Below are 15,228 nucleotides of genomic sequence, written 5' to 3' on the forward strand. Positions count from 1 at the left end.
GGCCGGGAGGCGGCGGACCCGACCGCCGCCTCCCCGTGCCCGACCGGCACGCCCCACCCCGCGCACGTGAGTCGAAGGAGACGCATCGATGAGCACCACCGCCGCCCCCCGGAGCCGCCGCTCCGGCATCCGCGGGCACGAGGCCCGCTACGGCTGGCTCTTCACCCTCCCGGCGATCGTCGTGATCGGCGTGTTCCTCGTCGTCCCGATCGGCCTCGCCCTCTGGGTCAGCGTCAGCAACTGGAACGGGCTCGGCTCGCCCCTCGGGCCGACCGCGCAGTTCGTCGGAGCCGACAACTACCGCGCGGTGCTCACCGACTCCGGCCTGGCGCAGAAGGACTTCGGCACCGCGATCCGCAACAACGTCTACTACGTGCTGCTCGTGGTGCCGCTGCAGACCGCGCTCGCGCTCTTCCTCGCCGTGCAGGTGAACCGGCGGATCCTGCGGGGCCGGGGCTTCTTCCGCACCGCCTTCTACTTCCCCTCCGTCACCTCCTCGATCGCGATCACCGTGATCTTCCTGTTCCTCTTCTCCGCCTCCGGCGTCGTCAACGCGGTGCTCGGCTGGTTCGGCGCCGACGGGCCGACCTGGATGGCCGACCCGACCGGCGTTCTGCACTCGCTCCTGGGCGCCGTCGGCGTCGACGGCTCCGGGCCGCTGGCCGCGGGCGCCCCGCTCGGCCTCACCTGGTGGGACTGGCTGTCCGGCCCGTCCGTCGCGATGTGCGTTCTGATCACGATGGCGATCTTCACCACCTCGGGCACGTTCATGCTGCTGTTCCTCGCGGCGCTGCAGAACATCGGCGCCGAGATCGACGAGGCGGCGCTCATGGACGGCGCCGGCCCGCTCCGGAAGTTCTTCTCGGTCACTCTGCCGATGCTCAAGCCCACGCTCTTCACCGTGCTGACCCTCGGACTGATCGGCACCTGGCAGGTGTTCGACCAGATCTACCTCACCGGAGGAGGGGCGCCGGGCAAGACGCTGCTCACCCCGGCGTACCTCGCCTACGAGTCCTCGTTCACGGATCTCCGCTGGGGTCAGGGCGCCGCGATCGCCTTCATCCTCTTCTTCATCATCGTCGTGCTGACGCTCCTGCAGCGGGCGCTCCTCCGAGAGAAGGGGGAGCCGCGCCGGCGCCCCCGCCGCGCCGCCCGCGCCGACGCCGCGACGACCCTCACCACGGGAGGCATCCGATGAGCACGCTGACCGAGCCCGGCACCCGCGCCCCCGAGAGCCCCGAGCCCGCCGCGCCGGTCCCGCACCGCCGCATCCGCCTCGGCGCGCGCGGCCGCGCGTCGCTGATCGGCGGCTACCTGCTGCTGATCGCGCTGGCGCTGGTGTACATCTACCCGTTCCTGATCTCGGTCGCCTCGTCGTTCAAGTCGGACGCCGACGCCACCGCGAACCCGCTGTCGCTGCTGCCCGCGACCTGGTCGTTCGCCTCCTACGAGCGGCTGTTCACCGACGTCCCGCTGCCGCTGTGGACGCTCAACTCGGTGATCGTCACCGTGTTCGTCACGGTCGGCCGGGTCTTCTTCGACTCGCTGGCCGGCTACGCGCTGTCGCGGCTGCGCTTCCGCGGACGGGGCCTGCTGTTCGCGCTGTTCATCGGAGTGATGAGCGTGCCCGCGGTGGTGCTGCTGATCCCGCGGTTCCTGATCCTCAAGCAGCTCGGCCTCTACGACAGCTACGCGGGGATGATCGTCCCGCTGATCGTGGACGCGGCGGGGATCTTCATCATGAAGCAGTTCTTCGACTCGATCCCGCTCTCCATCGAGGAGGCCGCGCGGATCGACGGAGCCGGAGTGTTCCGGACCTTCCGCTCGATCGTGGTGCCGATGGCGCGTCCGGCGATCGTGACGCTGTTCATCCTGTCGTTCCAGGGCTCGTGGAACGAGTTCTCGCACTTCGTGGTGTCTCGGCAGTCGCCGGAGCTCAACACGCTGACGACCGGAGTCGCGTCGCTCGTGTCGGGGCAGCTGGGCACCGGCAACCAGTACCCGCTGCAGCTCGCGGCCGCGGTGCTGATGTCGATCCCGGTGGCCGTGCTGTTCTTCGTCTTCCAGCGGCGGATCATGAACACGACCGAGGGCGCGGAGAAGGGCTGACGCGGGGGCTCCGGCTCCTGCTGAGCGAGCATCGCGCGTGGGTGACCGGTTCCTGCTGATCGAGCAGCGCACAGGGCGCGTATCGAGATCCGTGTCCGTGCGACGGGCCTCGATACGCGCCTGCGGGGCTGCTCGACCAGCATGCGGGAGTGCCGCCGCTACTTCGCGAGGAACTCCAGGACGACGCGGTTCCACTCCTCCGGGTGGCTCACGGTCACTCCGTGCGGGGCGCCGTGGACGACGTGCAGCTCGGAGCCGGGGATCGCCGCGTGGGTGCGGGCGCCGGAGCCCTCGAACGGAACCGTGCCGTCGCCGTCGCCGTGGATGACGAGCGCGGGCACCGACACGTTGGGCAGGTCCTCGCGGAAGTCGGTGGTCGCGAACGCCGTCATGCAGGCGAGGGCCGCGTGCTTGGCCGACTGCTTCGCCAGAGCGATCGCCTCCTGGCGCTGCTCCTCCGTCACCTTCAGCACGCCGTCGACCGAGAAGAAGTCGGTGGTGAACTGGTCGTAGAAGTCGTCCTCGCTCTTCGTGAGGCCCGCGGTCATCTGCGCGGCCTGCGCCTTCTCGAGCGGGCCGTCCGGGTTGTCGTCCGTCTTCATCAGGTACGGCGGGACGGCCGAGGCGAAGACGACGCTGTGCAGGCGATCGGCGCCGTACTTCGTGAAGTAGCGGGCGACCTCGCCGCCGCCCATCGAGAAGCCGACCAGGGTGACGTCCTGCAGGTCGAGCTCGGTGAGGAGGGTGTGCAGGTCCTCGGTGAGCGTGTCGTAGCTGTAGCCGGTGAGCGGCTTGTCGCTGCGCCCGAAGCCGCGGCGGTCGTAGGTGACGACGCGGTAGCCGGCCTCGGCGAACGCGGGGACCTGCTCCTTCCACGACTCGCCCGAGAGGGGCCAGCCGTGGATGAGGACCAGGGGGCGGCCCGATCCGCCGGTGTCGTCGACGTGCAGGTCCGTGTCCTTGAAGAGTCCGTGGTGGGCGGTGATCTCGGCCATGGCGAGTGCTCCTTCCGGCGCCGACGATCGGCGTCACTTGATGTTCGAGGACGTCCCTGCGAGCGGATGGCCGGGGCGGGGAGGGTTGACAGCTCCCGTCACTCCGCGACGACGGCCGCGGCGAGGCCCCGCAGCGCGGTGTGCAGCCCGGGGCTCATGGGCAGCCCGGCGTCGAGCACCGCGTTCGCGGCGGCGACCAGCACCGGTGCCGCAGGGGAGGAGACCACGGTGAGGCCGGCGGGCGGATCCGCGTCGCCCGAGGGCCGCACGACCAGGACGAGCCGGGAGCTGGGAGCGCTCGTGCTGATCGTCGCTCCCGATCGGGCGGGCAGCACCGCGAGGGTGCCGCGGCCGACGAACTCGCGCTCCTCCCGACTGGCGACGGTGAACGCGCCCTCGAGCGGGAGCAGGAGCACCACCGACCCCGGGTCGGCGCGGGGGCTCGGGCGGAAGTCGATCGTGCCGGCCGTGTGCCAGATCCGCCGGAGGAGCACGCCCTCGGCAGCCGCCTCCTGCCCGGTGACGGCGAACGCGGGGTCGGGCCCGGCCTCGGCGTGGCGGGCCCGCAGCCAGTGCCGGGCGGAGTCGCCGCGGAGGGGCATCGGGCGGATCAGCGGATCGGACACGGCGGCTCCCGAGGAACGCGGACCTGAATCGGCCGAGACAGTGAGGAACCATCATCCTAGGAGCGGCGGGAGGCGTGGTCTCCGGAGTGGCGCGTCCTCACATGCCGATGCCGCCCCGGCCGCGCTGAGCGCGACGCCGGAGCGGCATCCGAAGGGTGGTGCGGACTACTGGAATCCGCCGCCGCGGTCCTCCGGGTCCTCGATCGGGTCGGAGTCGGGAGTGTCGATCGAGTAGGTCACGTGGACCGCCTCGCCGACCTCCTTCGCGGAGACGGCGTTGTAGACGAGGTGCGTCTCCTGGCCGTCGACGGCGGCGTAGACGTCGACCTCCTTCTCGTAGCCCCCCTCGGTGCTGACGCGGTTCTCGGTCTGGCCGTCGAACGGCCCGCCCTGGAAGAAGGCGAGGTAGCTCTCGCCCTCGGCGAGTGCGCGGATGTCGTTGCTCATGCCCCCAGGTCTACCACTCGGCGCCTTCCCGCCGCTCGGCCTTGCGCTCGGCGGGCGGAGGAGGGCCGGGGCGCCGCATTCCTCACGCCGGTCGTTCTCGGCTCCGCGGCCGGGGTCAGGAGGCCGACCGTTCCATCCGGCGCCAGGCTCCGCCGAGCAGCGGAGTGCCGGCGGCGACCACGTAGACCACGGCGGTGACGGCGAAGGTGAGGCGGAGGCCGAGCGTGTCGGCGGCGAGCCCTCCGAGGACTCCGCCGAGCGGCATCCCTGCCCAGGTCCCGGCGGACACGAGTCCGAGCACGCGCGCCTGGAGGGCGGTCGGGATGCGATCGAGGAAGACCGCGCCGAGGATCGGGTTCAGGGCTCCGGCGGCGAGCCCGCAGACGGCGGCCGAGGCGGCCAGCCCCACGACACCGAGACCGAGAGCCGGCGCGGCTCCGTAGGTGGCGGCGACGAGGAAGCAGGCGGCGAAGGGGATCCGGCGCGGCAGGCGGTGCGCGACGAGGCCGAAGGCGAGCGTTCCGGTCAGGGCGGCCGCGCCGAACACGCCGGAGACGAGGCCGAGGGACGACGCGCCCTCGAGGTGCCGCTCGGCGTAGAGGGGGAGGAGCGTGCTCGACCGGGCGGCGTCGAGGGTGTTGGTGACGAGGACGAGGGCGATGATGCAGCGCAGGAGGGGATCCCGGCGGATGAAGCGCAGACCCTCCCGGAGGTCCGACCAGTAGCCCGTCGAGCTCTCCTCCGGCCCCTCGGGGGTGGTCGACGGTGCCCGGACGAGTGCCGCCGTGAGGATCGCGGACGCGGCGAAGGACACTGCGGTCGCGAGGAGGGCCGCATCGGCGCCGAGAGTGCTGACCATCACCCCCGCGAGCGGCGCGCCGAGCATGGTGGAGAGGCGGGTGGTGGCGTCGAGGAAGCCGACCGAGCGCTCCAGCGGGATGCCCGCCGTCTGGGAGAGGCGGGGGAGGAGGACGCGTCGGGCGGTCTCCCCGGGGACGTCGAGGAGGCCGCTGACGAAGACGATCGTCAGGAGGACCGGGAACGGCAGCGCGTCGAGCGCGGTCAGGAGCGGGATGAGCGCGAGACTCGTGCCGCTCACCGCGTCGGAGAGCACGGACGACCGCACGAGGCCGACACGATCGACGAGTGCGCCGCCGAGCGGCCCGCCGAGGAGGACGGGTGCGGTCGCCGCGGCGGCCGCTGTCCCTACCTCCACCGGTCCTCCGCCCGCGCTCAGCACCAGGAACGGCACGGCGAACAGGGTGACGACGTTGCCGGTTCTGGAGAGGACGTGCCCGACGAGGAGTGCGGCGAGGGGCCGCGAGGAGCGCTCCGCCGCGCTCATCGCGGCCGGCGGTAGGCCTGGACGAGGAAGAACACCTCTTCCGACCCGTCGTCGGTCCGGTGGTCGTCGCTGATCCGCGCCCACTTCCGGTCGAGCTGCGCGAGCTCGTCGCGCAGCTCCCACAGCTGATCCGCGCTCAGGCGCCAGCGGCGGTCGCTGCTCGTGCCGGCGCTCACCCACTCCTCCGGCAGCGTCGGCGTCGACGCGAGGTACTCGTCGTACTGCTGCGCGTAGACGCGGGAGATCGCCGCCGCCATCTCACGGAGGGCTCCGAGCTTCTCCGGGTCGCGTGCGACCTCGCTCTCGTCCCACACGGTCTCGAGGTGCTTCGCCCTCCACCAGCGTTCCCGCCGATCCCGGCCCGACTCCGGCGCCTCCTCGATCAGCCCGGCTCCCGCCAGCTTCGTCAGGTGGTAGCTCAGCGTCCCCGGCGCCTCGTCGATGTGCTCCGAGAGCTGCGCGGCGGTTCGTGGGCTGAGCTCTCGGAGCAGCCCAAGCAGGCGTAGGCGGGTGGGGTGAGCAAGGACGCGCATGTGAGCTGCGTCGTGCAGATTCGATCGGTCGACCATGCGCTCAGCCTAAAGCACAAGAAAGATTGTGCAAGAAGCGTTGTGTATCTGGGTGGCGGCGCGGTACTTCGACGACCCGTCAGGGCACGAGCCGCTGCGTGATCGAGGCCGTCGGCCCGCTCAGCGCGATCTCGGCGAGCGCGCCGTTGACCAGGGGCATCTGCGGCGGCTGGTGCCCGGTGTCGACGTCGAGGATCACCGGCACGCCGAGATCGCCGAGAGCCCGCCGCACCGCGTCCTCCTGGCTCAGCTCGGGCAGGGACGCGCCCTCGGTCCGGCCGATCAGGACGCCGGTCGCCTGCTCGAACCACCCCGCGAGCCGGAGGGAGGTGAGCATCCGGAGCACCGAGACGGAGTCGGACCCGGCCGCCTCCAGGTAGACGACGGTGCCCTCCGCCGCGTGCCGGCGAGCGAAACCCGGCACGTCGCCGTAGGGCGTGCCCGCGAGCAGGGACACCGTCTCGAGGCATCCGCCGATCAAGCGGCCGGACATCGCCGCGTCCGCTGCCCCGTCGAGCGAGCGCCAGCGGGTCGGCTCCTCGTAGGCCCGATCGCGGTCGAGCGGCTCGTCCGCCCACGCACCCCACGGACGGCTCCGGCGTCGCGGCGCGGCGTGCTGCGTGAACGCGGCTCCGGGCTCGAGACCGGCGACCTCCGTCCAGCGGTGGAACCCGACCGGCAGCTCCCACGGCTCGTCCATCAGATTGGCGCCGTGGATCGTCGCGAGCCCGGTCGTCGTCGTCAGGGGCAGGAGCAGCGTCGAGACGTCCGACCAGCCGACGAACCAGGGCCGGGCCTCCGCGAGGGCGTGCCAGTCGAGCCTCTCCAGCAGCTCGACGGCGAGCTCGCCGCCCCATGGAGGAAGGACCGCGTCCCCGCTCCGGAAGGCGTCGTGCAGGTCGGCCGCCCGATCCGCGGCGGACGCCGGAGCGAGTCCGCCGAGGAGGGCGTGCGGCCGGACCCGGACGTCGTATCCCGCCGAGCCGAGTCGGCGCGCGGCGTCCTGCAGCCGGTCGTGCAGGTGCTCGGGGACTCCCATCGAGGGCGCGGGCACCTCCACCCGGCCTCCGACGCGGAGGGGCGCGGGGTACGTGATGCTCGCCATCCGACGACGCTAACGCCCCTCGCGGTGACGGGCTTCGAATGCTCCGTCCGGCGAGTACCTCCGCGCCCTTCCTGCCCCGACTCGCGGGCGGCCGCTGAGCGCGATCGCGAGAGGGGTCGGCGCGAGTGCCGCGCCGCCCACCCACCCACTCGTGCGCAGCGCCGCCCGCCGGGAAGAAAGATGGGGCCGGGAGGCGCACCGGAACGTGACGTCCCGGTCTCGCACAGGCGTCTCGGCTCCGCTGCTGCCTGCGGCGACCCGCGCCACGCGGCGCCCTCAGCTCGTGAGGCGGCCGATCTCGTCCTCGGAGAGGAGGCGGTCGGAGTAGAGCACGATGCGAGCCGCGGGGTCGGGGCTGTGCGCATCGGGGCCCGCCCACCTCCGGTCGAGACCGAGTCGAGCGACCGTCCGGTGCGATCGCTCGTTCCGTTCCGCGACGACCGCGGTCACGGGGAGCTCCGGCCTGAGCCGCCGCGCCCGCGCGATGCCTGCGGAGGCGATCTCCTGGGCGTACCCCCTGCCCCAGTGGTCCGGATGGACGGTGAACGCGACGTTCCAGGCCGTGTCGGTGAGGAGGGTGCATCCGCCGATCCCGATCGCACCGTCCGCGCCGCCCTCGGGACTCCGCAGCCGGACGACCCAGCTGCTGAGGTCGTCCCGTGCCCACTGCGCCGTCCGGCGGGCGAGCACCGCCCGGGTCTGCTCGACGGAGCCGTGCCGGAGGAGGGGGTCGCCCGCCGCGATCCGCTCGTCGGAGTACAGCCGCCACAGCTCGTCCAGATCGCTCTCGGCGGGACGGAACAGCCGGAGCCGCTCGGTCGTCTCGTCGGGGCGATCACCGGCGCCGATGCTGCCGCCGCTCGCTCGAGGGGGGACTCGCGACCACCGGCGCGGTCGCTGAGGGGTGAGGCGAGCGCGGTGACCGCGCCTGGACGTCCACCTGCTCAGCCCGTGATCAGGCCGGTGAGGCGGTCGGCGGCGGCTCCGACGGTCGAGACCGCGCTGACCGTGAAGAGGCACGCGACGCCCCAGAACCAGGTGCGACCGGGTGCCCCGGCGCTGCGCCGCTCGAAGGCGAGCCACCAGGCGCCGACCACCGAGACGCACGCCGCGACCACCGAGCCGAGCGCCATGCGGACGTACTCCTCCGGTCCGGGGGAGGACCAGGCCGTGGTCGCGAGGACGATGAGCAGCGGGGCCACGATCATCCCCAGTGCGCCGAGCAGCACCGCGTGGAGGTGACTGCGGGGAGGGGCCCCGGCCGTCGTCGTCGCGGTCCGCGTCCGAGTCGTGTCCATGCCGCGTCCCCCGTCGCCGCGGTCCGGTCCGCGCTGCCCCGACGCTATCCGCTCGCTGTCCCGCCGTCACCCCGCACCTCGAAGCGGGCCGCGTGCCAGGGTGGCGTCAGCACCACGCCGCCCGCGCCGCCCCGGCCGAACGCCGAGAACGTAGGATGTCCGGGATGACGATCGGACGCCGCCTCTTCCTCTCGGGAGCCGCCACGGGAGTCGGGCTCCTGGCTCTCGCGGGCTGCACGCCGTCGCGTCCGACGCCGACCCGCTCCGTCACGAAGGCCCCCGTGCCCACGCCGAGCACCACCGCCGTCCCCGCGCCGGCCGCCTTCGTGCGCTCCGCCTGGGCCGAGGATCCGTACGCGCTCGGCTCCGTCTCGTACCTGCCCGTCGGCGCGACGCCGCAGCACCGCACCGACCTGGGCACGGCGGTCCTCGACCGCGTCTTCCTCGCGGGCGAGGCCACCGACACGGAGGCGCCCGGCACGCTCCAGGGCGCCTGGAGCTCCGGGGTCCGCGCGGCCGCCGAGATCAGCGCCGTCGCCGACGAGGGCGAGCGGATCGCGATCGTCGGGGCCGGTCTCGCCGGAGCGGTCGCCGCGCGGCGCCTGTCCGACGCGGGCTTCGACGTCACCGTGGTCGAGGCGCGCGAGCGCACCGGCGGCCGCATCGCCACCGCGACTCCGGACGGCTGGCCGATCGCCGTCGAGACCGGAGCCTGGGCGCTCACCGGCCCGGGAGCCGCCCTGCGCGAGAGCATCGCGGACGCGGGCGTGGTCACGACCGCGGTCGACCTCGCCGACGTCCGCTCGAGCGACGCCGACGGCGCGGCTCTCGACACCGGCACCACGGGTGCCGACGCCCTGACCCGTGCTCTCGAGTGGGGAGCGGAGCAGCCGGAGGATCTGGCGCTCGCCGAGTCGTTCGCCGGCTCCGGAGCGCCCGATCCCGCCGAGGCCGAGCCGGGCTCCGGCGACGGCGACGCCGCCCGCGTGGCGGCGCACCTCGCCGGGACGACCGCGCTGCGCACCGGCGCCGCTCCCGAGGAGCTCTCCTCCTGGTACGGACTGGGCGACGCCTCCGCCGCCACGACCGCGGAGGAGCTGAGCGACGACTCCGGCGACGCGCTGCTGACCGACGGGCTCGCGCCGCTGGTCGACACCTTGCTCGCCGACGTCGAGGTCTCGCTGCGCGCCGTGGTGAGCGGCATCGGCTACACGGAGACCGGCGTCAGCATCCGCCTGGGCACCGGCGAGTCGTTCACAGCCGACCGGGTGCTGGTCACCGTGCCGATCGGGGTGCTCCAGACGGACGCGATCGCCTTCGACCCGCCGCTCCCGTTCGCGCAGCGCGCGGCCGTCGCGGCCCTCGGCTCCGGCGTCGTCGAGACGCTGTGGCTGCGCTTCGACGAGGCGTTCTGGGAGGCCGACGCCCCCGCGCGCTGGTCGCTCGTCGGCTCCGAGGCGGGCATCACCGAGTGGCTCAATCTTCAGCCGTCGACCGGCGAGGCGGTGCTCGTCGGGCTGGTCGGAGCGGATCAGGCCCTCTCGCTGCAGGATCTCAGCGACGACGAGCTGGTCACCCTCGCGCAGACGGCGCTCGAGCCGTTCGCCGTCGTCCCCGGCTGACGAGCTCGCGGAGCCGCGCCAGCGGCCCCCGCCACTCCGACGCGTGCGCCGCCCCGAGCGGCCGCACCCGGCTGAGCGCGAGGACGAACGCGGCGATGCCGGAGATCAGGCTCAGCACGATCACGTCGTAGAGCACGAACATCACGGGTCCGTCGACCTGGCCGGGGTCGAGGAAGAAGTACGGGTACCAGCCGATGAGGGCCCCGCGGACCAGGGTGATGACGCCCCAGACGATCGGGAAGCCGAGCACGGTCAGCGCCCCGCGCCAGGCGACCGGGCGGCGGCCGGGTCCGAGGATCCAGTCGAGGATCGCGAGCGTCGGGATCACGAAGTGCAGGAGCGCGCTCGACCAGGGCACGTCGACCCGCACGCCGCGGTTGTTGGCCTCGACCGCGATCAGCCCGAAGACGATCCCCGACACGACCATGTAGGTGAGCACGAGCGCCCGCACCGTGCTGAGCCAGCGCGGCTCCCGCTCGCGCGCGAGGGCGACCAGGCCGGACAGGCCCAGCACCACGACCCCGGCCATGTTCGACTGCGTCGTGAAGTAGGCGAAGAAGTTGTCGATCTGGAACGCGCGGAAGCCCAGTGTGTAGAAGAAGTCGCCGACGAGTCCGACCGCGCCCAGCCCGGCGAGGGCCAGGCGGAGGATCGCGAACGCCTTCCGCACACCCGCTCCGATCCGTCGCCGCTGGGCCCGGAGGGCCGGACTTCCGGACGATTCTACGGTCGCCGCGCTCGGAGCTCCCCGAGCGCGCAGCTCCGCCGGACGGGGGAGGCGGGCCTCGCGGAGGCGATCTAGCGTGGAGCGATGGTGCGCGCACAGGACGGGAAGGGTTCGGGTCGGATGTCGTCGGAGGAGGCGTCCCGGCGCTGGAACGCGGTCACGGGTCCGCTGTTCCTCGCGGCGGGAGCGGTCTTCGCGGTCCTCGGGAATCCGGTCTGGCCGGTGTTCCTCGTCCTGGGGATCACGTTCCTCGGGCTGACCGCCGGCCCCGGGAGGCCGACGAGCCGGAGCGGAGCGCAGGAGCCGGACCGCGATCGGTGACGCGCGCTTCGCGACGCGGACACTCGCCGGACGCGTCGCCGGGATAGCGTGCGTGTCATGCCCTTCACGCCGAGCCACGCCGTCGTCGCGCTCGCGTTCTCGAACGGCCGGATCCCCGCCGCGGCCGTGGCCATCGGCGCGATGGTCCCGGACATCGGCATGTACCTCCCGATCGCCGTCGCCCGCGAGTCCACCCACTCCCTCCTCGGCGTCGTCACCGTCGACCTGCTGCTCGGGATGCTCGGCCTCGCGCTGTGGAGCGCGGTCGTCGCTCCGGCCTGGCGCGACCTCGCGCCCGCGCTGGTCCGCTCGCGCCTGCGTCCCCGGCGCTCGCCGCCCCGCGGGGCCGCCGAGTGGATCCGCGTGCTCGTCTTCGCGGCCGCCGGCATCGCCATCGGAGCCGCCAGCCACGTGATGTGGGACGGCTTCACCCACCGGGGCGGCCTCTTCGTCTCGGCGATCCCCCTGCTGCAGCAGGAGCTCGGGCCCTTCCCCGGCTTCCGATGGGCGCAGTACGCGAGCGGCGTGCTCGGGCTGCTCGGGCTCGGGATCGGCGCGGTGGTCTGGTACGTCGGCCGCCGTCCCCGGAAGCTCCGCTCCGACGGCCGGCAGCCGGTGCGCATCGCGGCCGCGGCCGTGGTGCTCGCGGCCGCGGTGGTTCCCGCCGGGATCGTGCTGGCGGGGGCGGGCATCGATCCGCTCGACGCCGCCTACCGGGCGCACGTGGTGCGGGCGGCGATCCTGCTCGTGGGCGGCGGCGCTGCGGCCGCGGTCGCCGTCGCGGCGGTCTGGTGGCTCACCGGCCGAGGGGTGCGCGGGGCCGTCGTCTGAGACGACGGAGGACGAGCCTGTCGTCTCAAGGGAGCACGGGCATCCGTCGCGAGGAGGATGCGCCGGTGCATAGCCCACCGATAGCGTCGGACACGGCCCGTTGGGGCGGGCCGCCTTCGGGGGAAGGCACTAAGGGGAAATCGGGGGCTCGCGGCACACGCCGCGGGCCCTCTACCCGTTTCCGGGCCGCCGCCTCAGCGCCGCTTCGAGCGCGGCCGGTTCTGCGCGGCCGGGCGCTGCGGGATGCGCGGAGCGCCCTCGCCGGCGGCACCCTGGGGGAGCGAGGACGCGGGCGGGATCGGGCGGCGGGTCACCGGGCGCACCGGCTCGCCGCGGCGCGTCTGGCCGGGGATCGGCCGGGAGCGGCGTCCGTAGATCAGCTCGGACGAGTCGAGCAGCCACGGCACCAGCGCCACCGTCACTCCGTGCACCAGCAGGAGCTTCTGGCGGATCCGCCGCGACTTGTGGTTGTGGAGGAACGCCTCCCACCAGTGCCCGACGATGTACTGCGGCATGTAGACCGTCGTGATCTCGGAGCCGTGCTCGAGGCGGTGGGCCTTGATGTACTTGATCAGCGGGTACGAGATGTCGCGGTAGGGAGAGGCCACGCAGCGCAGCGGCACCTCGATGTCCATCTGCGCCCAGTCGGCCTTCAGCTGTGCGGTCTGCGCGTCGTCGATGGAGGAGTGCACCGCCTCCAGCGTCTCGTGCCGCGCCGCGATGGCGTAGTCGAGCGCCTTCAGCGTGGGCTTGTTCATCCGGCCCACCAGCACGATCGCGTGGTCGCCGTTGGCGCCGAAGGTCGTGGTCGGGTCGACCTCGATCTCCTTCTCGACGTCGCGGTAGTAGCGGTAGACGCCGGCCATCAGGACGCCGAGGATCGGCATCACCAGGTAGACGAGCCAGGCGCCGTGGGTGAACTTCGTGATCGTGACGACGACGAGCACCGCGAACGTCAGCGTCGCGCCGAACAGGTTGATGGCCAGGCTCGTGTAGACGGTGCGCGAGCCCTCGCCGTTGCGGATCATCCGGACCCAGTGCTTGACCATGCCCGACTGCCCGAGCGTGAACGAGACGAAGACGCCGATGATGTACAGCTGCACGAGGCTCGTGAGCGAGGCCTGGTAGACGAGCAGGATGATCGCGGCGACGAGCGCCAGGATGATCACTCCGTTGGAGTAGATGAGGCGGTCGCCGCGGGTGTTCAGCGACTTGGGCGCGTAGCCGTCGCGGGCCAGCACGGAGCCCAGCAGCGGGAAGCCGTTGAACGCGGTGTTCGCCGCGAGGAGCAGGACGGCGGCCGTCGCGGCCTGGATGATGAAGAACAGGATCGTGTTGTTGCCGAACGTGGCGGCGGCGACCTGCGCGATCACGGAGCGCTGCGGGGTCGTGGCGCAGTCGGCGAAGCCCACCAGATGGCAGGCGTTCTCGGCGTAGTGCACGTTCGAGAGCAGGGCGAGGGCGGTCAGGCCGACGAAGAGCACGATCGCGATCGTGCCCATCGCGACGAGGGTGCGCTGGGCGTTCTTGACCTTCGGGGCGCGGAACGCGGGCACGCCGTTCGAGATGGCCTCGACGCCCGTGAGCGCCGCGCAGCCGCTCGCGAAGGAGCGCAGCAGCAGGAGGACGACGGCCGCCTGCGTGAGCTGCTCGCCCTGCACGGTGAAGCCCGCCGACTCCGCGACCGGGGTGTCGCCGAAGGCGGTGCGGACCAGGCCGACGACGACCATCACGAAGACGCTCGCGACGAAGAGGTACGTCGGGACGGCGAAGGCGCGGCTCGACTCCGAGACGCCGCGGAGGTTCACGGCCGCCAGCAGCACCACGAAGAGGATGGCCAGCTCGACCCGCAGCGGCGCCAGCTCGGGCACCGCGGAGATGATGTTGTCGACTCCGGAGGCGACCGACACGGCCACGGTGAGCACGTAGTCGACGAGGAGGGCGGCGGCGACCGTGAGGCCCGCCGTCTCGCCCAGGTTGGTGCGGGCGACCTCGTAGTCGCCGCCGCCGGACGGGTACGCCCGGATCAGCTGGCGGTAGCTCAGCACCACCACGACGAGGAGGACGACCACGCACGCGGCCACCCAGGGGGCGAAGGTGAGGAAGGAGAGTCCGCCGAGCAGCAGGATCATCAGCAGCTCCTGCGGCGCGTAGGCCACGGAGGAGAGCGGGTCGCTGGCGAAGATCGGGAGCGCGAGCCGCTTCTGCAGCAGCTGTCCCTCGAGCTTGTCGCTGGGGAGCGGCTCGCCGATGAAGAAGTGCTTGGCGGTGCGCAGCTCGGTCGCGTCGGCCGACGATCCGTCCGCGGCGGACGGGGGGCCCTCGTGTGTCACGAGCGATGACACTACTCCGTACGAAGGGGCAGTCAAGACGGCCGGGAGCGGGCCGAGCGGAGGCTGATCCCGCGCTGTGACCGGGAGTTTCCCGGTGCGGCGGGGAGCGGCGGCCGGCGTGCTCGCGGCCGGCGCCCCGAGCGGGGGGTCAGCGGCCGTCGCGGGTCGCGGCTCCGATCAGGCCGGTGAGGCTGTCGCGGAGCGCGGTGAGCTCCTCGAGGGGGACGTCGAGCCGCTCCACGATCTGCGGAGGAACCTGCAGGGCCTGCTCGCGGAGGGCCGCTCCGGAGGGGGTCAGCGCGACGTCGAGGCGGCGCTCGTCGTCGCTGCTCCGGGCCCGCGTGACGTGGCCGCTCGCCTCCAGGCGCTTCACGAGCGGGCTGAGCGTGGCCGGCTCGAGGCGGAGGGCGGAGCCGAGGTCGGCGAGCGAGCGGGGGCTGCGCTCCCAGAGCGCGAGCATCACGAGGTACTGCGGGTGCGTGAGTCCGAGCGGTTCGAGCACGGGGCGGTACAGCCCGATGACGGTGCGCGCCGCGACGGCGAGGGAGAAGCAGACCTGGTTCTGGAGGGCGAGCGGGTCGGTTTCCACGGCGTCATCCTCTCATCGTGCCCTGATGGTTAGTACACTAAGGATATGACGCGGAAGAAGACCGGCTCCCTCTACCAGCGCTTCAACGCGCGGCTGTTCCCCTGGATCGGCCCGCCGCCGCTCGGCCCGTACGACCAGCCCGAGCAGGAGGCGCCCGCGGGGCAGGCGTGCCCGCTCTGCGGTCGGCCGATGTCCGAGCACGTCATCGACCGCTCCGGTCCGCGCACCCAGCTGTACTGCCCGAGCGACCCCTCCTGAGTCGCACGCCCCCGTTCGGGGGTCGGGGGCTTCGGGCGGCGGGGGCGGATGAT

At 72.9% G+C, this 15,228-nt stretch carries 17 protein-coding genes; 6 read left to right on the top strand and 11 right to left on the bottom strand.

Annotated elements, in window-relative coordinates; translation table 11 throughout:
* Positions 1-88 precede the first annotated feature (88 nt).
* On the top strand, positions 89-1,198 hold the full coding sequence (locus C5D66_RS13675; protein ID WP_104238714.1) for a carbohydrate ABC transporter permease: 1,110 nt from the start codon (positions 89-91) through the stop codon (positions 1,196-1,198).
* Positions 1,195-2,109, top strand: a complete 915-nt coding sequence (locus C5D66_RS13680; protein WP_104238713.1) for a carbohydrate ABC transporter permease — start codon at positions 1,195-1,197, stop codon at positions 2,107-2,109. The genes C5D66_RS13675 and C5D66_RS13680 overlap by 4 nt, the downstream gene beginning before the upstream one ends.
* A gap of 158 nt (positions 2,110-2,267) precedes the next feature.
* Here C5D66_RS13680 and C5D66_RS13685 read toward each other — a convergent pair whose 3' ends face one another.
* From C5D66_RS13685 to C5D66_RS17255, 8 genes are all read right to left on the bottom strand, one after another.
* Entirely contained in the window at positions 2,268-3,104 is an 837-nt protein-coding gene (locus C5D66_RS13685) for an alpha/beta fold hydrolase (protein WP_104256054.1), read from the bottom strand.
* 98 nt (positions 3,105-3,202) lie between these two features.
* Positions 3,203-3,730 (bottom strand): hypothetical protein, encoded by a 528-nt coding sequence (locus tag C5D66_RS13690; protein ID WP_104256055.1) that lies wholly within the window; start codon positions 3,728-3,730, stop codon positions 3,203-3,205.
* Positions 3,731-3,895: 165 nt separating this feature from the next.
* Positions 3,896-4,177, bottom strand: coding sequence for an oligoribonuclease (locus tag C5D66_RS13695; RefSeq protein WP_104223758.1), 282 nt, complete (start codon positions 4,175-4,177; stop codon positions 3,896-3,898).
* Between the two features lie 115 nt (positions 4,178-4,292).
* Complete coding sequence (locus C5D66_RS13700; RefSeq protein WP_181028792.1) at positions 4,293-5,522, bottom strand: MFS transporter; 1,230 nt, start codon at positions 5,520-5,522, stop codon at positions 4,293-4,295.
* Entirely contained in the window at positions 5,519-6,091 is a 573-nt protein-coding gene (locus tag C5D66_RS13705; RefSeq protein ID WP_104256056.1) for a winged helix-turn-helix domain-containing protein, read from the bottom strand. The genes C5D66_RS13700 and C5D66_RS13705 overlap by 4 nt, the downstream gene beginning before the upstream one ends.
* A 79-nt stretch (positions 6,092-6,170) precedes the next feature.
* A complete protein-coding gene (locus tag C5D66_RS13710; RefSeq protein ID WP_104256057.1) occupies positions 6,171-7,196 on the bottom strand; it encodes an LD-carboxypeptidase in 1,026 nt (341 codons plus the stop codon).
* A gap of 276 nt (positions 7,197-7,472) precedes the next feature.
* Positions 7,473-8,216 (bottom strand): GNAT family N-acetyltransferase, encoded by a 744-nt coding sequence (locus C5D66_RS13715; protein WP_181028793.1) that lies wholly within the window; start codon positions 8,214-8,216, stop codon positions 7,473-7,475.
* A complete protein-coding gene (locus tag C5D66_RS17255) occupies positions 8,141-8,494 on the bottom strand; it encodes a hypothetical protein (protein WP_181028794.1) in 354 nt (117 codons plus the stop codon). The genes C5D66_RS13715 and C5D66_RS17255 overlap by 76 nt, the downstream gene beginning before the upstream one ends.
* 164 nt (positions 8,495-8,658) lie before the next feature.
* Here C5D66_RS17255 and C5D66_RS13720 point away from each other — a divergent pair, with 164 nt between their 5' ends.
* Positions 8,659-10,116 carry an NAD(P)/FAD-dependent oxidoreductase gene (locus C5D66_RS13720; RefSeq protein ID WP_181028795.1) on the top strand — a complete coding sequence of 486 codons (1,458 nt, stop codon included), beginning with the start codon at positions 8,659-8,661 and terminating at the stop codon, positions 10,114-10,116.
* Here C5D66_RS13720 and C5D66_RS13725 read toward each other — a convergent pair.
* Positions 10,067-10,786: a Pr6Pr family membrane protein gene (locus C5D66_RS13725; RefSeq protein ID WP_104233845.1), complete on the bottom strand. Its 720-nt coding sequence runs from the start codon at positions 10,784-10,786 to the stop codon at positions 10,067-10,069. The two genes, C5D66_RS13720 and C5D66_RS13725, sit on opposite strands and share 50 nt — an antisense overlap.
* Before the next feature lie 141 nt (positions 10,787-10,927).
* On the opposite strand from C5D66_RS13725, the gene C5D66_RS13730 reads away from it, so the two are divergent.
* Complete coding sequence (locus C5D66_RS13730; RefSeq protein WP_104353577.1) at positions 10,928-11,164, top strand: SdpI family protein; 237 nt, start codon at positions 10,928-10,930, stop codon at positions 11,162-11,164.
* A 57-nt stretch (positions 11,165-11,221) separates the two neighbouring features.
* Positions 11,222-11,995 carry a DUF4184 family protein gene (locus C5D66_RS13735; RefSeq protein WP_104256060.1) on the top strand — a complete coding sequence of 258 codons (774 nt, stop codon included), beginning with the start codon at positions 11,222-11,224 and terminating at the stop codon, positions 11,993-11,995.
* Positions 11,996-12,189: 194 nt separating this feature from the next.
* Here the strand turns inward: C5D66_RS13735 and C5D66_RS13740 are convergent, their stop codons facing one another.
* A complete protein-coding gene (locus C5D66_RS13740) occupies positions 12,190-14,328 on the bottom strand; it encodes an APC family permease (protein WP_374952928.1) in 2,139 nt (712 codons plus the stop codon).
* A gap of 148 nt (positions 14,329-14,476) precedes the next feature.
* On the bottom strand, positions 14,477-14,917 hold the full coding sequence (locus C5D66_RS13745) for a MarR family winged helix-turn-helix transcriptional regulator (RefSeq protein WP_104223751.1): 441 nt from the start codon (positions 14,915-14,917) through the stop codon (positions 14,477-14,479).
* A 45-nt stretch (positions 14,918-14,962) separates the two neighbouring features.
* On the opposite strand from C5D66_RS13745, the gene C5D66_RS13750 reads away from it, so the two are divergent.
* Positions 14,963-15,175, top strand: a complete 213-nt coding sequence (locus C5D66_RS13750) for a hypothetical protein (RefSeq protein ID WP_104223750.1) — start codon at positions 14,963-14,965, stop codon at positions 15,173-15,175.
* The last annotated feature ends 53 nt before the right edge of the window (positions 15,176-15,228 follow it).

The sequence above is a fragment of the Rathayibacter sp. AY1B4 genome, assembly GCF_002932815.1.
Taxonomy (GTDB): Bacteria; Actinomycetota; Actinomycetes; order Actinomycetales; family Microbacteriaceae; genus Rathayibacter.